This is a genomic window from Pseudomonas sp. W22_MBD1_FP4, assembly GCF_052113765.1.
Taxonomy (GTDB): domain Bacteria; phylum Pseudomonadota; class Gammaproteobacteria; order Pseudomonadales; family Pseudomonadaceae; genus Aquipseudomonas; species Aquipseudomonas sivasensis.
This window is the reverse complement of record NZ_JBGQOI010000002.1, coordinates 199,060-217,015: the sequence shown is the minus strand read 5'-3', so window position 1 is coordinate 217,015 and position 17,956 is coordinate 199,060. Positions and strand designations below refer to the sequence as shown.

The following is a 17,956-nucleotide window of genomic DNA, read 5'->3' as shown; positions in this document are numbered from 1 at the left end:
ATTGTCGTAATTGGCACACTAAATTTCGAATTCAGACTGCAAAGCGGCCCGCACGCAGTACAAAACACCCTCTGGAACACGTCCTGTGAACAGTGGCGCAATCTCGGCTACCGGTGGCAGTTCGCCTTCTCCGTCGAGAAATGCATCCTGGATTTCACCGAGCAAATCTTCCGGCAAATCAAGGGCCTGCTCCAGGGACAACTGCTGCTTGCCGATGGATTCAGCAAGCAGGGTGTAGACGTTTTTCTCCGAGCATTGCAGTTGGCCCGCGATCTGGATCGGCGTCATGCCAGCACGCGCCAGGCTGATCAGCTCGTGCCGAATGTCGGCGATTTCCTTCGGTGCTTCGGCCTGGCCGCCGAGCACTTCGAGGAACGCCTGGCCATAGCGCTCCAGTTTGCGTGCACCGACGCCGCTGACCCGCGCCATCTCGGCCATGGTGGTGGGCTGCTCGCGCAGCATCTCCAGCAAAGTGGAGTCGGGAAAAATAACGTAAGGCGGCACACTGTGTTCCTGTGCCAATTTGCGCCGCAGGGTGCGCAAGGCTTCCCACTGCTCGCGCTCCTCGCCTCGCACGAGCTGGCTGGCCTGGCTGGTGCTGGTCTTGGCGGTGGTTTGCGGTTTGAGGTCGCGACGCAGTTCCAGGCTGACCTCGCCCTTGAGCAGCGGGCGGCAACTGTCATTCAGACGCAGGCCGCCGTAGCCTTCAATGTCGATATCCACCAGGCCGCGCGCGACCATCTGGCGGAACAGCGAACGCCACTCGCCCTCAGCGCGGGCTTTACCGACGCCGTAGACCGAGAGTTTTTCGTGACCGAAGCTGCGGACTTTTTCGTTGTCCTTACCCAGCAACACATCCACCAGATGGCCCACACCGTAACGCTGACCGGTGCGGTAGATGGTCGACAACGCCTGGCGTGCGGGCTCGGTAGCGTCCCAGGTCTGCACGCCATCAATGCAGTTATCACAATGGCCGCAAGGCTCCGGCATGTCTTCGTCGAAATACGCCAGCAAGGTCTGACGGCGGCAGCGAGTCTCTTCACACAACGAGAGCATGGCGTCGAGTTTGTGCTGCTCCAAGCGCTTGTGCCGTTCATCGCCTTCGGAGTTCTGCAACATCTGCTTGAGCATCACCACGTCCTGCAGGCCGTAGACCATCCACGCATCCGCCGGCAAACCATCACGGCCAGCACGCCCGGTCTCCTGGTAGTAAGCCTCAAGGGATTTTGGCAGGTCCATATGGGCGACAAAACGCACGTTGGATTTGTCGATGCCCATGCCGAACGCGATGGTCGCCACCATGATCAGGCCTTCCTCGTTGAGGAAGCGCTTCTGGTGAGCGGAGCGCGTTTCATTAGGTAGACCGGCGTGGTACGGCAGCGCCGGGTAGCCTTGCTCGCAGAGGAACGCGGCCACCTCATCGACCTTCTTGCGCGACAGGCAATAGACAATGCCCGCGTCGCTGCGCCGTTCAGAGAGGAACGCGAGCAACTGCTTGCGCGGCTGCTCCTTGGGCACGATGCGGTAGAAAATATTCGGTCGGTCGAAACTCGACAGGAAACGCTCGGCGTTCTGCAGGTGCAGGCGCTCAACGATTTCTTCGCGGGTGCGCTTGTCGGCGGTGGCGGTCAGGGCGATGCGCGGAACGTCCGGGAACAGCTCCGCCAGTTGACCCAACTGCAAATATTCGCGGCGGAAATCGTGCCCCCATTGGGATACACAGTGAGCTTCGTCGATGGCGAACAGGGCAATTTCCAGACTCTGCAAAAACGCCAGCATGCGCGGCTGCACCAGGCGTTCGGGGGCCAGGTAGAGCATTTTCACTTCACCGCGCTTGATGCGTGCGGCCAGGTCACGCTGCTGCTCGGCACTGAGGGTGGAATTCAAGGCGGCGGCGGCGACACCAAGTTCTTCCAGGGTCGCCACTTGGTCGTCCATCAATGCAATCAACGGCGACACCACCACGGCCAGCCCGTTGCGCAACAATGCAGGCACCTGGAAACACAACGACTTGCCGCCGCCGGTAGGCATCAGTACCAGGGCGTCACCGCCTTTGGCCACGCGCTCAATGATCGCACCCTGGCGGCCACGAAAGCTGTCGTAGCCGAAGATGTCCTTGAGGACGCGTTGAGCCTGATCGAGCATGTATAACTCCAACAAAATAGTGCCGAAATCCCTCTGTACAGGCTGGTCGAAAAAATCCGACCTCACGGAAAATAATCCGTAAGTGGAGTTTTCTCGACCTGGCGCTTGGCCTGCTGGGGCATCACAAAACGCGGCAGTATACCCGAGCACCATCCGGCAAAGGGCGCCGCTGACGAATTGCAGCCCGTCTCTAAAACCGGGCAAATCTGCATGCCGACTGGCTTGGGCGCGCAAGAACGCCTAGAATTCAGCATCGTTTATTCCCAAGGTAGTCCTTCAATGTCCTTCGCTGAGCAACTAACCCGCCTGCAAGCCTTCCTCGACGCCGATGAGCTGCATGACGAGGCGCTGGACTATGTGGCCGCCCACGGCTACCTGACCGCCCTTTCGATCTGCTCCGACGTCGTTCCCGACCGTGAATGGATTGACGCGCTATTCGCTGAAGAGCCTCATTACGCAGACGACGCCCAGCGCGAAGAAATCGAATCCACCCTGCTGGCCCTCAAGGCCCACATCGCTCGCCAACTGGCCTCCGATGAGGAATTCGAACTGCCATGCGAGCTGGACCTGGGCGAAGATCCGGACGACTCCGACCTGCGCGGCTGGTGCATCGGTTTCATGGAAGGCGTGTTCCTGCGTGAAGCTGCCTGGTTCGAAACCGCCGAGGAAGAAGTCAGCGAAATGCTGCTGCCGATCATGGTCGGTTCAGGGCTGTTTGAAGAAGAAGCTGAGTTTTCCGACATCGCCGCCGACGCCAACCTGATGGACGACATGATCGTACAGATCCCGGAAGCCCTGACCGCCCTGTACCTGCTGTGCAACGCTCCTGACGAAAAACCGGCGATCCTCAAGCCTCGTCACCACTGAGTCCCTTGCCCGTGACACCCATGGGCAATCGCTCGCTCCTCCTGCGTTACGTGCTGCTGGCCATCGGCTGGTTAAGCGTAGCGCTGGGGGTAATCGGCATTTTCCTACCGGTATTGCCGACCACGCCTTTCCTCCTGCTCGCCGCCGCCTGCTTCGCTCGAAGCTCCCCGCGTTTCTACCAGTGGCTGGTGGAACATCCGCGCCTGGGCCCCTGGATTCGCGATTATCTGGACGGCAATGGCATCCCACTCAAGGGTAAGGTCTACGCCATTGGCTTGATGTGGCTGAGCATCGGCCTCTCGTGCTACTTGGTGCCGCTGCCGTGGGCACGCGGGTTCATGCTGACCAGTGCGGTACTGGTCACGATCTACATCCTGCGCCAGAAAACCCTGCCCCCGCGCTAAGCGCCGCCCTGCGACATTAGATCCCACACGACCTTGGTCGACACTGACTAACCTCAGCCATCATGCGAGACTGTCCAACCGGGGCAGGAATACCCGGGTGTTTCTATGCTCGGAGTTACCATGACGCTGTCCAGCGGGCTGATTGCAGCCGTTGCCCTGGCCTATATGGCCATTATGTTTGCCATTGCCTTCTACGGTGACCGCCGTCGCGCGCCATTGCCGCCGCGCGTGCGCGCCTGGGTGTACAGCCTGTCTCTGGCGGTGTATTGCACCAGTTGGACGTTCTTCGGCGCCGTAGGCCAAGCCGCCGAACAGTTGTGGGCGTTTTTACCGATCTACCTGGGACCGGTGCTGTTGCTTGTGTTGGCACCCTGGGTGCTGCAGAAGATGATTCTGATCAGCAAACAGGAAAACATCACCTCCATCGCAGACTTCATTGCCGCGCGCTACGGCAAATCCCAGTCCCTGGCAGTGGTGGTCGCGCTGATCTGCCTGGTGGGCGTGCTGCCCTATATCGCCCTCCAACTCAAAGGCATCGTGCTGGGGGTGAACCTGCTGATCGGCGCGGGCGCCGATACCACCGGCACGCGGGCCCAGGACACAGCACTGATCGTGTCCTTGGTGCTGGCGCTGTTCACCATCGTGTTTGGTACGCGCAACCTCGACGCCACGGAGCACCACCGTGGCATGGTGCTGGCGATTGCGTTTGAATCCCTGGTCAAGCTGTTCGCTTTTCTTGCAGTGGGCGCGTTCGTGACCTACGGCCTTTACGACGGTTTCGGCGACCTGTTCAGCCAGGCAATGCTCGCGCCACGCTTGGAGGAATACTGGAAGGAGACCGTCAACTGGCCGTCAATGGTGGTGCAGACCGGCGTAGCGATGATGGCGATCATCTGCTTGCCCCGACAGTTTCACGTGACGGTGGTAGAGAACATCGACCCGCAGGATCTGCGCGTAGCCAAATGGGTATTTCCCGCCTACCTGATCCTCGCCGCTCTGTTCGTCATCCCCATCGCTCTCGGCGGCAAGATGCTGCTGCCCGGCTCCGTATTGCCGGACTCCTACGTGATCAGCCTGCCCATGGCCGAAGCCCATCCGGCGTTGGCGGTGCTGGCATTTATCGGCGGCGCCTCAGCGGCCACCGGCATGGTGATTGTGGCGAGCATCGCCCTGTCGACCATGGTCTCCAACGACATGTTGCTGCCGTGGCTGTTGCGCCGTTCCAGCGCAGAGCGCCCGTTCGAGGTGTTCCGCCACTGGATGCTCTCGGTGCGCAGGGTCAGCATTGTGATCATTTTGCTGTTGGCTTACGTGAGTTACCGCTTACTGGGTTCTACGGCAAGCCTGGCAACTATCGGACAGATCGCTTTTGCCGCCGTGACCCAGCTCGCCCCGGCCATGCTTGGCGCGCTGTATTGGAAGCAGGCGAACCGCCGCGGTGTGTTTGCCGGCTTGGCGGCGGGCACATTCCTGTGGTTCTACACATTGGTCCTACCCGTAACGGCGAAAAGCCTGGGCTGGTCCCTCAGCCTTTTCCCTGGGCTGACGTGGATGCATTCCCACCCGTTGGGTTTATCCGTCACGTCGCTGACCCTGGGCACGGTGTTCTCCCTGGCGGGTAACTTCACGCTGTTTGTGTGGGTGTCGATGCTGTCGCGCACGCGGGTGTCGGAGCACTGGCAAGCCGGGCGTTTTATCGGCCAGGAAATTAGCCAGCGCGCCAACGCCCGCTCAATGCTGTCGGTACAGATCAGCGACCTCCTCAGCCTGGCGGCACGTTTCGTTGGTGAAGAACGTGCCCAGCAGAGCTTTATCCGCTTTGCCTACCGCCAGGGCAAAGGCTTCAACCCCAATCAGAATGCCGATAACGACTGGATCGCCCACACCGAACGCCTGTTGGCCGGTGTGCTCGGCGCCTCTTCGACGCGTGCGGTGGTAAAAGCTGCGATTGAAGGGCGGGAAATGCAGCTGGAGGACGTAGTACGCATCGCCGATGAAGCGTCGGAAGTGCTGCAGTTCAACCGTGCGCTGCTGCAAGGGGCTATCGAAAACATTACCCAGGGCATCAGCGTCGTCGACCAGTCGCTCAAGCTGGTGGCCTGGAATCGACGCTACCTGGAACTGTTCAACTACCCCGACGGGCTGATCAGCGTCGGCCGGCCAATCGCCGACATCATCCGCTACAACGCCGAGCGCGGCCTTTGTGGCCCGGGTGAGGCCGAAGTGCATGTGGCGCGACGCCTGCACTGGATGCGCCAGGGCCGCGCGCACACCTCCGAGCGTTTGTTCCCGAATGGACGGGTGATTGAGCTGATTGGCAACCCGATGCCCGGTGGTGGATTTGTCATGAGCTTCACTGACATCACCGCGTTCCGCGAAGCCGAGCAGGCGCTCACCGAAGCGAACGAAGGCCTTGAGCAGCGGGTGACCGAACGTACCCATGAACTGTCGCAGCTCAATGTGGCGCTCACCGATGCCAAAGGCGTGGCCGAATCCGCCAGCCAGTCGAAGACACGCTTTCTCGCAGCCGTCAGTCATGACCTGATGCAACCATTGAACGCCGCCCGCCTGTTCTCAGCCGCCCTCTCCCACCAGAACGACGGCCTGTCCAGCGAAGCCCGGCAACTGGTGCAGCACTTGGACAGTTCGCTGCGCTCCGCCGAAGACCTGATCAGCGACCTGCTGGATATCTCGCGCCTGGAAAACGGCAAGATCAATCCGCAACGCCAACCCTTTGTGCTCAACGAGCTGTTCGACACTTTAGGCGCGGAATTCAAGGCACTGGCCCAGGAGCAAGGTTTGCGCTTCCGCCTGCGCGGTAGTCGCCTGCGGGTCGACAGCGACATCAAGCTGCTGCGACGAATCCTGCAGAATTTCCTGACCAACGCTTTCCGTTATGCCGACGGCCCGGTGCTGCTTGGCGTACGCCGGCGCAAGGGCGAGTTGTGCCTGGAGGTGTGGGACAGAGGCCCCGGTATTCCGCAGGATAAACAGAAGGTGATCTTCGAAGAGTTCAAGCGCCTGGACAGCCATCAGACCCGCGCCGAGAAAGGCCTGGGCCTGGGCCTCGCGATTGCCGACGGCCTATGCCGGGTGCTGGGCCATCGTCTGAGCGTGCGCTCGTGGCCGGGCAAAGGCAGCGTGTTCAGCGTGCGCGTGCCACTGGCGCGCAACCAGGCCAGCCCGCAGCCCAAGCCGACAGCGGATAACGGCCAGCCATTGAGCGGCGCGCAAGTGCTGTGCGTGGATAACGAAGAAAGCATCCTGATCGGCATGCGCAGCCTGCTGACGCGCTGGGGGTGCGAAGTGTGGACCGCCACCGACCAGGCGCAGTGCGCGGCGTTGTTAGCCGAAGGGGTGCGGCCGCAACTGGCGCTGGTGGATTACCACTTGGATCATGGAGAAACCGGCACTGAATTGATGGGTTGGCTGCGCGCGCAGTTGGCGGAGCCTATTCCCGGTGTGGTCATCAGTGCCGACGGCCGTCCGGAGATGGTTGCCGAGGTGCATGCGGCTGGCTTGGACTATCTGGCCAAGCCGGTGAAGCCGGCGGCGTTGCGGGCGTTGCTGAGTCGACACTTACCTCTATAAACCGGATGCGCCCCCCCACATTTAGCGCTGCGTTTATTCGGGAAGGTGTGCGACGCCGTCTGAATCGGTCATCGCCCGCTCCAGCAAATCCGCCGGCAGGCTTTTGCTCGCGCGAGCACCCAGCAGCCTTAATTGCTCGGTGCGGCTGACCAGATTTCCGCGTCCATCTGTCAGCTTGTTTCGCGCGGCGCTGTAGGCCTTATCCAACTGCTGAAGACGGTTGCCCACTTCGTCCAGGTCTTGGATAAACAGCACAAACTTGTCATACAGCCAACCAGCGCGCTCGGCGATTTCCCGGGCGTTCTGGCTTTGGCGTTCCTGCTTCCACAGGCTATCGATCACCCGCAGTGTCGCAAGCAAGGTCGTAGGGCTGACGATCACGATATGGCGGTCGAAGGCCTCTTGAAACAGATTCGGCTCGGCCTGCAACGCGGCGGAAAACGCCGCTTCGATCGGCACAAACAGCAAGACGAAATCCAGGCTGTGCAGGCCTTCCAGGCGCTTATAGTCCTTGCCGGCCAAGCCTTTGACGTGATTGCGCAGCGACAGCACGTGCTGTTTCAGCGCCGCTTGGCCAATCACTTCATCATCAGCCGCAACGTACTGTTGATACGCCGTCAGGCTGACCTTGGAATCCACCACCACCTGCTTGTCGCCAGGCAACATGATCAGCACATCCGGCTGAAAGCGTTCGCCGTCCGGCCCTTTGAGGCTGACCTGGGTCTGGTACTCGCGCCCCTTCTCCAGTCCCGCATGTTCCAGCACGCGCTCAAGGATCAGTTCGCCCCAGTTGCCCTGGGTTTTCTGGCCCTTGAGGGCGCGGGTCAGGTTGGTGGCTTCGTCTGACAGACGCAGGTTCAGTTGCTGTAAGCGCTCAAGCTCCTTGGCCAGGGAAAAACGCTCACGCGCCTCGTTCTGATAGCTCTCTTCCACACGCTTTTCGAAGGACTGTATGCGTTCCTTCAACGGATCGAGCAACTGTCCGAGGCGTTCCTGGCTGGTTTCAGCAAAGCGCTGTTCACGCTCGTCGAAGATCTTGCCGGCCAATTCGGCGAACTGCGCGCGCAGCTCATCTCGCGAGCCTTGCAGGTCAGTCAGACGCTGTTGATGGCTGTCCTGTTGCTCACGCAGTTCGGCGCGCAAGCCGGCCGCCAGGGCGTCGAGGCGCCGTAATTCGGTGTCTTTTGCACTGCGGTCGAGGTTCCAGGCGTGGGCGGCGTCGCGGGCGTTGTCACGGTCGATCTGCAGCAGTTCGACTTCGCGGCGCACAGCGGCGAGGTCGGCCTGCTTGGCGGCGTTGGCCTGGCTCAGGTCGCTGATTTCATCGCGGCTGGCATCCAGTTGCGCGGCGAGGCCTTCCTGGGCCAGTTGCGCAGTGGCCAGGCGCTCTTCAAGCAATTCCCAGCCAGTGGTGCGCGCGGTCAACCGCCGCTGGAGCTGCCAGCACACGGCCAACAACGGCACTGCAGCGCCTGCAAGGCCCAGGGCAATACTGGTCCAGTCAAAAGCCATAGCCATTTCTGCCATCACCGAAAAGGAGCAAGGTTAACCAAGCATAGGGCGGGAAGACAGCTCAGTCTTCGACCTGGCCCAGTTCGCGTTGGGCGCGCAGGTCACCGGCACGGGCGGCCATGCGCAGCAGGTCGTGACCGATACGGCGGTCGCGGGCATTGCCGCATTCACGGCACATCAATTGGCCCAGGCGGCTTTGTGCGGCGACGACGCCTTCACGAGCCGGCTGCTTGAGCAAGCGTCCGGCGAAGTGTTTGACGTTGCTGCTGTGTCCCAGGCGCGGGCTGTCGAGCAACCACAGGGCCACTTTCAATGAGAAGCGCTTGGGTGCGGTAACAGTCTGTAGGGTGTCGGTAACAGAAGGTGATACTGAGCGAAACTTCATAAAGCACTGTGGGACAGAACGGAAGGCGCGCCACTCTACTCTTTTTTTCGTACAGGTAAAGCTCAAAAAACCGTGCACGCCCGTGCTAGAGCAAGCGCTTGGGACAATCCACAGAAGCTGTGGATAACTCAGTGGACAACCTACCTTAAACTCGCGCAAAGGCCCATGGAGCGGGGCTCGCAGTCAAACTGACGATTTTTTCACCAATAAAAAAAAGCCAGATTTTTCATTGACTTAAATTTCCATTACAGGCAAATGGCGAGGCTGCGATGCGATGGACAGCCTGGTTACACCTGCCGCAACCAATGTGCACAAGTACCGATCCGATGGTTATATCCCCGGCTTTTTTTGGAGCGACTGCCTTCAAAAACGTTACCGCGAAGCCAATTGGGGACTTTTCAAATCTTTACCGGCTCTCCACACTGCCCGACGGGCAACGCAATGCGGACTAGGTCGATGAAAGGAATTCTGTTATTCGCTGTGCTGTTACTGGCCATCTGCGCCATCTCATTGTGGATTAATGCCGCGCTGCCATCGCCAGATGGCGCGCTGTTCGCCATCGCTATCTTGCTGTCGGCCGCTTTCACGGCCATAAGCCTGTGCATCGAGCTCGGCGAAGGCCGCATCAACGATATGCGCGATGTGATGAAGGTCGTTGAGACCGGCCAATCACTGCGCCTGACCTTAGCCGCCTATGGGCTGGGCTGTTCGATGGCCGCAGCTATCACCGTACTGATCTACCGCAGCCTGCTGGCTGGCTGATTGAAGTTTTTTTGGTAACACACTTCCATTACCTGTTTCATTCCGTTACTATCCGCGGCGTTAGTACCAAGCTGAAAGTCAATTCTGGTCGAACAACTCCCCTGAACAACACGGGATCGACCACCTCGAAGGTTTCCAGGTATCACTTGCGACGACATTGCCTTTGAACAAGCAAAGGGTGTCGCGAAGTTTCCATACTCTGACCGAACCAACCTGCAAATTGATCAGGATCTTCACCCTGGGCCCAGAACCTTTGCCCCTGTTGTGCTGCCTGCCCTCCTAAGTACCTACCTGCCAGCCCAAGCGCGCCTAACTTATTAGCGCTTCAAACTGGCTGCTTTGTTCCAGTCAGGTTCTTCGTTTGATCAATGGTGATCAACGTTACTGGAACGTTTTAACGTTGCACGGCTCTTAATCCGTGTCATTTGTAGGAACACCAATAATATGAACGCTCAAATCCATACTCAGGATGCCATTCGCACCCTCACTAATGCTTTTGCCCCAATGAACTGCCTGATCATGGCCGCTCGCAAAGGCTGCTTCAGCTTCACACTGGTCAACGAACACGGCATCGCTCGTCACAGCGAACGCCTGTACCCCGATCAATACTCCAGCGCAGAACCGCTGCAGGCCGTGATCGAGCGTACCCGTCAGGCACTGGTTGCCTGATCGACCCGAGTCGCTGAAACACAAAAAACCCTGTTTAAAACACAGGGTTTTTTATTGCCTGCGATTCCTGAATTGCGAAGTTTTACTAAGTTCAAATCGATATAAACATTATAACTGGTTGAATAAGATGTTTTAAAAACAGGCCTTTACATCGTGAATATGACACTACACTTCAACTCAAGCGGCGTGATCCGCTTCCGGCGAGCCTGAGATCCGATCCACTGCTGCCAAGCCCCCTCCTTCTCAGGTCTCGTCGACCACTTTCACGGATTGAGGCTTGTATGGGTATCGCTGCCAGTGAATTGTGTCGTTATGTAATCCGACCGACGCTGATGTACCTCGACCGACAGAGCCCTACGGCAGAGTCTCTGCTCCTGGGTATCGCGGCCAGCCAGTCGGAATTGGGTTCCGCCTTGCACGATCGACGCGGTCACGGCCTGTACAGCATCACCGAACCCCGTCATCGCGCCTTGTGGGACACCTACCTGGCACTCGACCCCGAGCGTGCCAGCCTGGTGCGCGGGCTGGCCAGCCAACACGCCTTTCTCAGCGCCCCCCAATTGGAGCTCACCGTAAACCTTCGTTACGCCACCGCCATCGCATGGCTTCTGGTGGAACAACACAGCCCTGCCCTGCCTCCATCCGGTGACGTTTTAGCGATGGCACGTATCTGGAAAGAAATATTTCATCCGCAAGGAAGGCTGCGAGATTTCACCCAAACCTGGCAAACCTGTGTTTCACCCATGAATCACGTGGCCTGCTGACCGGGCAATTTGCAAGATTCGCCAAAAACGCTGGATTTTGGTCGGATTGTCCTACAAAACCGCTCTATCTCCGACATTACAGCCTATAGCGCGATGTTAATTTTATTGGTACTTTCCGCAGCGGTGATCACCACGGAGTTCTAATAATGAAAAAAGTAATGCTCAAGACCACACTTAGCCTCGCCGTTGCCATGGCATCCTCCCAACTGTTCGCAAGCGGCTTTGCACTGAACGAACAAAGCGTGAGCGGGATGGGTACGGGTTTCGCAGGTCGCTCCTCTTCTGCCGATGATGCAAGCACTGTTTACGGTAACCCTGCCGGTATGGCTCGCCTGAATGGCCAGCAGATCACGGGCGGTGTTGCTGCCATTGATGCTTCGACCGATATCAAGGACGCAAGTGGCCGCCCAAGCGGCTCCAACAAAGGTGATATGGTTCCGTTCACTGCGGTGCCATTCGGCTTCTACACCAACAAACTCAACGATCAGTGGGCCATCGGCTTCGGCGTCTATGCACCGTTCGGTCTGGTGACCGACTACGAAAACGGCTTCCAGGGCCGTGGCTTTGGCAGCAAGAGCGAAGTGAAGGTCATGACCTTCCAGCCGACTGTCAGCTATGCCTTCAACGACAAGGTTTCCATCGGTTTTGGTCCGACCATCAACCGCATCTCCGGGGTGTTGGAGTCGGACAAGACATTGGTAATCGGCGCGCCTTTCTCGGACACCAACGTCAAGATCAAGGGTGATGACACCGCACTGGGCTTCAATGTTGGTGTGCTGGTCCAGGCAACCGATACTACCCGCGTCGGCCTGACCTACCACTCCAAGGTCAATTACAAGCTTGAGGGGCACACCACCGTCAGCGGTCCGGCCCAGACTCAAGGCGCGCTGCGTAACAACCGTTACGACGCCTCCTTGAAAATCGAGACCCCGGAATCCTACGACCTGTCGGTCACTCAAGACCTGACCGATGCCTGGAAAGTGTACGGCGGTGCAACCTGGACACGCTGGAGTCGCCTGAAAGAGATCACCGTCAACAACGAAGGTGTGACTGGGACAAACGGTGGCGCCCTGGCCCCTAGCCGAATCGCCAACATCACCGAAGAACAAAACTGGCACGACACCTGGGCCTATGCCGTGGGTACCTCATACCAGTTGACCAAGCAGGTGGTACTGCGTACCGGCCTGACCTTCGACCAGTCGCCAACCAACAACACCGATCGTTCGCCACGTATTCCTACTGGCGACCGGACGATCTTCAGCGTGGGCCTGGGCTACAAGGTCATGGATAACATGACGGTCGACCTGGCGTACTCCTACCTCAAGGAAGAAGACGTCAAGGTCAATAACACCTCGCTGCCGTCCAACTACAGCGCCAAGTACGAAAACAGTGCCAACGGTTTCGGCCTGGGCATGACCTACACCTTCTGATTCAGGCAGGTGTAAAAAAGCCCCGCTCTCCTGCAAAGGAGGCGGGGCTTTTCATTGGGCGCGGATCAGGGTTTAGACGCTATCGCCTGCTCCACCGCCTTGATCAGCTCCGGGCTGTCCGGCTTGGTCAGGCTGGAAAAATCGGCAATCACCTTACCCTGGCGATCCACCACGTACTTGTAGAAATTCCACTTCGGCGCGTTGCTCTGCTGTGCCAACACCTTGAACAGATTCACTGCATCCGGGCCCTTGACCTTCTGCGGCTCAGTCATGGTGAAGGTCACGCCGTAGTTCACGTAGCAGACCTTGGCGGTCTCCTCGCCGGTCTTGGCTTCCTGCTTGAAGTCATCGGACGGCACGCCGATCACTTCCAGCCCTTGATCCTTGTAGCGTTGATACAAGGCTTCGAGGCCTTTGAACTGCGGGGCGAATCCGCAAAAGCTCGCGGTGTTGACGATAACCAAAGGCTTGCCGGCAAAGCGCTGGCACAGGTCGATGGATTCCTTGGCGCGCAGTTTGGGCAATTGGCCTTCAAGCAAAGGTGGGCAATCAGCAGCCAACGCCACACCGCCAAAAGCCGCCATCAGCACAGGTACAGCCAGCCAGCGCATCTGCATGTCGAAACGTCCTTTCAAGAGTTCAGGGATCGAACTTAACAGATCGACATACCCAGTTGCATCAATGCCAGCCCGCCGCGCTGCCAGCCCCACCATGCCAGCACCAGCAGGATGAGCCCCGCAATAATCAATAAACCCTGTGCTTTCAGGCTCATGCCGCCTCCATTTGCGCCTGTAGACGCGCCACCGGCCGCTCGCGTACCGGCCAATTGAGGGCGGCTGCGAGCAGGCTCAACACAATGGCACCTTGCCAGATCAAATCGTAGTTGCCGGTTCGATCATAGACCACCCCGCCCAACCAACCGCCGAGGAACGAACCAATCTGATGGAACAAGAACACAATCCCACCGAGCATCGAAAGATTTCGCACGCCAAACAAGGTGGCTACTGTGCCGTTGGTCAGCGGCACCGTGGACAACCACAGCAAGCCCATCGCCATGCCGAACAGGTAGGCGCTGAGTTGGGTCACCGGCGCCCACAGGAACAGCACAATCACCACCGCTCGCAACAGGTACAACCCGGTCAGCAGACGCGGCTTGGACATACGCCCACCCAGCCAACCGGCGGTGTAGGTACCGACGATATTGAACAGGCCAATCAATGCCAGCACGGTGGTGCCTGTGGTGGCCGGCAAGTGCTGATCCACCAGATAGGCCGGCAGGTGCACACCGATAAACACCACCTGGAAACCACAGACGAAAAAGCCAAAGGCCAGCAGCCAGAATCCGGAGTGTCCGCAGGCTTCGTGCAATGCCTCGCGCAAGGTCTGCTGCCCGGCCAGTACCGGCAGCGGCCGATCCTTGAGCATGCTGACCAGCGGCAAGATCAACGCCACCATCAGGCCCAACGCAAGCAGTGCTGCGGACCAGCCCAGCCAACTGATCAAGCCTAAGGTGCCGGGCACCATAGCGAACTGGCCGAATGAACCTGCGGCGCTGGCAATACCCATGGCCATGCTGCGTTTTTCCGGCGCCACGGCACGGCCGACGACCCCAAGAATCACCGAAAACGAGGTTCCAGAGAGACCGATACCAATCAGCAGACCGGCACTCAGCGAAAGCGACCACGCGGAATCGGACAGGCCCATCAACACGAGGCCCACGGCGTACAGCACTCCACCTACAAATACCACTTTGGTCGCGCCGAACCGGTCGGCCACCGCCCCCGCAAATGGCTGCGCCAGGCCCCAGATCAGATTCTGCAGCGCAATCGCCAAGGCGAACGTGCCTCGACCCCAGCCGAATTCACTGCTCATTGGCGCAAGGAACAGGCCGAAACCGTGTCGCACCCCCAATGACAACGCCAGGATCAGCGCACTCCCCACTAGGATCCAACCACTGGTGCGCCACATCGAGGTCATTTCTTATTCTCCGCTCGCGGGTATATACCCGCTTATGTTCGAACAAGCTCGCCTTCAGGCGAGCTCATCCAGCAAGGCCAACAAGGTTTCGCGTTTATCCGCGCCGAGTTGATCGATCAATTTCTGTTGCGCTGCTTCCCAGGCTGGCAAGGCCGCAGCCAGCCGTTCTGCACCCGCCTCGGTCAGCAGCACCAGGCGATTTCGCAGGTCATTGCCCTCGACCAACTGGACCAATCCTTCGCACTCCAACACCCGGAGATTGCGCCCCAAGGTGCTGCGGTCCAGCCCCATGGCGTCCGCCAGGCTGGAAATGCTCGGCTGATTAAGGCGCTGCAGGTTACACAGCAAAGAATACTGGGCAACGTTGATCCCGAAGCCGTCGAGGGCGCCGTCGTAGTGCCTGCTGACGCCACGGGCGGCGCGTCGCAGGTTGGTGCATAAACATTGGGAGGCAAGCATGGAACGTGTATATACCCGCGATTATTGAAATGCAAGAAAGTGTTACAGCGCCAGACCGACCAATACAGCGACTTCCAGCAGCTCCAACAAGGCCCCAGCGGTGTCGCCGGTGGTGCCGCCGAGGCGATTGACCATCAACTGGCGCAGACCAATGAAGCAGATCGCCGCGAGCAGCACCGCGATCCCACCACTGAATCCCCCGATAAGAATGCAGGCCAGACCACTGAGGATTAGCACCTGTTGGCCGACGAGCCGAGGTAAATGATCCGACAATGCCTGACCTAACCCGCCAGCACGCACATAACGAGTGGTCAGAAACAACGCCAGCATCGAGGCCCGCCCGATCAGCGGTGCCAAAATGAGCGCAGCGCCGTTGTGTTGCTCAATCAAGGCCACCAGTGCAGTGAACTTGAGCAGCAACACCAAGCCCAGGGTGACCACCGCCATCGGTCCGCTGCGGGGGTCTTTCATGATGGTCAGGGTGCGCTCACGGTCGCCAAAACCACCGAGCCACGCGTCCGCGCTATCCGCCAGGCCATCCAAGTGCAACCCGCCACTGAGCAACACCCAGGCCGTCAGCAGCAGCGCGGCATGCAGCAACAATGGCGCCCCCATCAGCGCCGTATTCAAACCCCACAACAGCAAACCGAACAGCAGCCCGACTACCGGATAAAACAGCAACGAGCGCCCCAACTCCTGTGGCTGCGGCATGCCCGGCAAGCGAATCGGCAGGCTGCTGAGAAATTGCAGGGCGATCCAGAACGGCAGCATCGTCAGATTCCTTCCTTCAACACGCCATCGGCAGCGACCTGCAAGCTGAACAGCCCACCATGGCCGACTTCGACATTCAGCAACTGCTCGCGGGGCAAGCCTCGGGCCTGGGCCAATAGCAAACGCATCACCCCGCCATGACTGACTAACAGCACGCGCTCACCAGCATAGTCCTGATGCAAGCGTGAGACGGCGCTCAAAACACGTTCGGAAAATTCCCTGACCGGCTCACCCTCAGGTGGCGTGAAGCTATAGGGATCGGCCCAGAACAGGCCCAAGCCTTCGGCGTCGGTTTCCATCAACGCCGCCGCGCTCTGTCCTTCCCAAGCGCCGAAGTGCAGCTCTTGCAGGTCTTTTTCCAAGCTCACCGGCACCTTCAGCCGCGCCGCCAACTCATCAGCGAAGCGCGCGCAGCGTTGCAGCGGCGAACTGATGAGCCGGTCCCAAGGCCCCTGCGCTATGACGGCGGCGCGCATCTGCTCCCAGCCTTTGGCGGTCAAGGCGTCATCCAGGCTGCCACGCAGGCCGCCGCCCAGCTCGGTTTCGCCGTGGCGCAGCAGGTCCAGGTGCAAAATCATGCCGGACGGTCTGCCACGGCCGCTTCAGCAAAGGTCGCCATCTGCCCGTGCAGCGCACACGCCAGGCGCAACAACGGTACCGCCAACGCGGCGCCGCTGCCTTCGCCCAGGCGCAAGCCGAGTTCGAGCAACGGTTGTGCATCAAGGCTTTGCAGCACATGACGATGACCCGGTTCAGCGCCCCGATGGCCGAACAACAGCCAATCGCGGCAGTCCGGATTCAGACGCGTGGCCACCAGTGCGGCGACCGTGCAGATAAACCCATCCACCAGCACCACCACGCCTTCTTGGGCGCACGCCAGATAAGCTCCCACCAAGGCAGCAATCTCAAAGCCGCCCAGGTTGAACAGGGTGTGCAGTGCGTCACCACGCTGCCCGCCATGCAACGCCAATGAGCGTTCGATCACGGCAACCTTGTGGCTCACCCCTTCAGCGTTCAACCCTGTACCCGGGCCGGTCAGATCGCTGACGCGGCAATCGAGCAACGCGCACGCTAACGCACTGGCGGCGGTGGTGTTGCCGATGCCCATTTCGCCGCCGATAAACAACTGCGCACCGCTTTCACGGGCACGCAGCACGCTGTCGCGACCCGCTTGCAATGCCAATTGCCCCTGAGCCACGGTCATTGCCGGGCCCTTGACGAAGTTGGCGGTGCCCGCACCGATATTCAGGTGACGCACGCCCGGCAGGCTCAGCGACGGGTTCACCGTACCGAGGTCGACCACCTCCAACTGCCCATCCAATTGCCGCGCCAGTACGCTGATGGCCGCACCACCGGTGACAAAGTTATGCAGCATCTGCCCGGTCACTTCCTGGGGATACGCCGACACACCTTCGGCAACCACGCCGTGATCCCCGGCAAAAATCGCAATCCACACGTGATCAACCGACGGTTTGACCTGGCCCTGCAAGCCAGCCAATTGCACGGCCAGCGCTTCCAACTGACCGAGGGAACCGGCCGGCTTGGTCAATTGCTGCTGGCGCGCCAGGGCCTGTTCGTACGCCGAGGCGTCAATCGCCTTACAAGGGTTGATCCACCAGGTGTCAGTCATAACGCAATACCTTTCAAAGTCAGGGGCAGGCCGGCAACCGTCAGGACAACACGCTGACACCGCTCGGCCAAAGCTTGATGCAGCCAACCGGCTTCATCCACATAGCGGCGAGTCAATTCGCCCAGCGGCACGACACCCATTCCGGTCTCGTTGCTGACAAAAATGATTTCCCCCGGCAGCGTGGCCAGAGTTTCCAGCAATTGATCGCGCTCAAACACCAAGCGCTCTGCGTCTTCGAGCATCAGCAGATTGGTCAGCCACAGGGTCAGGCAATCCACCAGCAAGCAGCGACCGGGTGCGGCGTTTTCGCGTAGCACACGCGCCAGCTCGACAGGCTCTTCGATCAAACCCCAATGATCAGGGCGACGCTCGCGATGCGAGGCAACGCGGGCATTCATCTCGCCGTCAAGCGGCTGACTGGTGGCGATATAGATGACGGGCAAAGCGCTGTCGCTGGCGAGCTTTTCGGCCAGGCGGCTTTTACCGGAACGAGCGCCGCCTAAAATCAGTTGAAGCATGAGACACCCCCTACCCATTCACCCATCCACGATGCGAAGCGAGTCGTTTTTGATCCTGCTTTTGATCTGAAG

At 59.5% G+C, this 17,956-nt stretch carries 17 protein-coding genes; 7 read left to right on the top strand and 10 right to left on the bottom strand.

Annotation, left to right across the window (positions count from 1 at the left end; all coding sequences use genetic code 11):
* Nucleotides 1-18: 18 nt before the first annotated feature.
* Entirely contained in the window at nt 19-2,145 is a 2,127-nt protein-coding gene (gene recQ / locus ACEN2T_RS03820; RefSeq protein WP_032887830.1) for a DNA helicase RecQ, read from the bottom strand.
* 279 nt (nt 2,146-2,424) lie between these two features.
* On the opposite strand from recQ, the gene ACEN2T_RS03815 reads away from it, so the two are divergent.
* The 3 genes from ACEN2T_RS03815 (at nt 2,425) to ACEN2T_RS03805 (ending at nt 7,007) form a co-directional block, all read left to right on the top strand.
* Nucleotides 2,425-3,012 (top strand): UPF0149 family protein, encoded by a 588-nt coding sequence (locus ACEN2T_RS03815; protein WP_032887828.1) that lies wholly within the window; start codon nt 2,425-2,427, stop codon nt 3,010-3,012.
* A gap of 20 nt (nt 3,013-3,032) precedes the next feature.
* Nucleotides 3,033-3,416 carry a YbaN family protein gene (locus ACEN2T_RS03810; protein WP_032887826.1) on the top strand — a complete coding sequence of 128 codons (384 nt, stop codon included), beginning with the start codon at nt 3,033-3,035 and terminating at the stop codon, nt 3,414-3,416.
* Nucleotides 3,417-3,536: 120 nt separating this feature from the next.
* Nucleotides 3,537-7,007 (top strand): hybrid sensor histidine kinase/response regulator, encoded by a 3,471-nt coding sequence (locus ACEN2T_RS03805; protein ID WP_032887824.1) that lies wholly within the window; start codon nt 3,537-3,539, stop codon nt 7,005-7,007.
* Between the two features lie 33 nt (nt 7,008-7,040).
* On the opposite strand, the gene rmuC is transcribed toward ACEN2T_RS03805, so the two are convergent.
* Nucleotides 7,041-8,519, bottom strand: a complete 1,479-nt coding sequence (rmuC, locus tag ACEN2T_RS03800) for a DNA recombination protein RmuC (protein ID WP_095185419.1) — start codon at nt 8,517-8,519, stop codon at nt 7,041-7,043.
* A gap of 61 nt (nt 8,520-8,580) precedes the next feature.
* A complete protein-coding gene (locus tag ACEN2T_RS03795; protein WP_032887821.1) occupies nt 8,581-8,904 on the bottom strand; it encodes a hypothetical protein in 324 nt (107 codons plus the stop codon).
* Between the two features lie 456 nt (nt 8,905-9,360).
* Between ACEN2T_RS03795 and ACEN2T_RS03790 the strand changes: the two genes are divergently transcribed.
* The 4 genes from ACEN2T_RS03790 to ACEN2T_RS03775 all read left to right on the top strand — a co-directional run bounded on the left by ACEN2T_RS03790 (nt 9,361) and on the right by ACEN2T_RS03775 (nt 12,529).
* Nucleotides 9,361-9,666, top strand: coding sequence for a hypothetical protein (locus ACEN2T_RS03790; protein WP_442116336.1), 306 nt, complete (start codon nt 9,361-9,363; stop codon nt 9,664-9,666).
* A 444-nt stretch (nt 9,667-10,110) separates the two neighbouring features.
* Entirely contained in the window at nt 10,111-10,335 is a 225-nt protein-coding gene (locus tag ACEN2T_RS03785; RefSeq protein ID WP_003175353.1) for a hypothetical protein, read from the top strand.
* 281 nt (nt 10,336-10,616) lie between these two features.
* Nucleotides 10,617-11,099 (top strand): hypothetical protein, encoded by a 483-nt coding sequence (locus ACEN2T_RS03780; RefSeq protein WP_032887818.1) that lies wholly within the window; start codon nt 10,617-10,619, stop codon nt 11,097-11,099.
* Between the two features lie 146 nt (nt 11,100-11,245).
* The gene (locus ACEN2T_RS03775) at nt 11,246-12,529 is read left to right on the top strand and encodes an OmpP1/FadL family transporter (protein WP_122754441.1); all 1,284 of its coding nucleotides are present in this window, start codon (nt 11,246-11,248) and stop codon (nt 12,527-12,529) included.
* A gap of 65 nt (nt 12,530-12,594) precedes the next feature.
* Here ACEN2T_RS03775 and ACEN2T_RS03770 read toward each other — a convergent pair whose 3' ends face one another.
* The 7 genes from ACEN2T_RS03770 to cobU form a co-directional block, all read right to left on the bottom strand.
* A complete protein-coding gene (locus ACEN2T_RS03770) occupies nt 12,595-13,146 on the bottom strand; it encodes a glutathione peroxidase (protein WP_032887814.1) in 552 nt (183 codons plus the stop codon).
* 151 nt (nt 13,147-13,297) lie between these two features.
* A complete protein-coding gene (locus ACEN2T_RS03765) occupies nt 13,298-14,497 on the bottom strand; it encodes an MFS transporter (protein WP_163035004.1) in 1,200 nt (399 codons plus the stop codon).
* A 63-nt stretch (nt 14,498-14,560) separates the two neighbouring features.
* On the bottom strand, nt 14,561-14,965 hold the full coding sequence (locus tag ACEN2T_RS03760) for a MarR family winged helix-turn-helix transcriptional regulator (protein WP_442116335.1): 405 nt from the start codon (nt 14,963-14,965) through the stop codon (nt 14,561-14,563).
* Between the two features lie 42 nt (nt 14,966-15,007).
* A complete protein-coding gene (locus ACEN2T_RS03755; protein ID WP_442116334.1) occupies nt 15,008-15,736 on the bottom strand; it encodes an adenosylcobinamide-GDP ribazoletransferase in 729 nt (242 codons plus the stop codon).
* A 2-nt stretch (nt 15,737-15,738) separates the two neighbouring features.
* Nucleotides 15,739-16,314, bottom strand: coding sequence for an alpha-ribazole phosphatase family protein (gene cobC / locus ACEN2T_RS03750; protein ID WP_122764577.1), 576 nt, complete (start codon nt 16,312-16,314; stop codon nt 15,739-15,741).
* On the bottom strand, nt 16,311-17,366 hold the full coding sequence (cobT, locus tag ACEN2T_RS03745) for a nicotinate-nucleotide--dimethylbenzimidazole phosphoribosyltransferase (protein ID WP_442116333.1): 1,056 nt from the start codon (nt 17,364-17,366) through the stop codon (nt 16,311-16,313). Before cobT ends, cobC begins: the two co-directional genes overlap by 4 nt.
* Nucleotides 17,363-17,884, bottom strand: coding sequence for a bifunctional adenosylcobinamide kinase/adenosylcobinamide-phosphate guanylyltransferase (cobU, locus tag ACEN2T_RS03740; protein ID WP_095185414.1), 522 nt, complete (start codon nt 17,882-17,884; stop codon nt 17,363-17,365). Before cobU ends, cobT begins: the two co-directional genes overlap by 4 nt.
* Between the last annotated feature and the right edge of the window lie 72 nt (nt 17,885-17,956).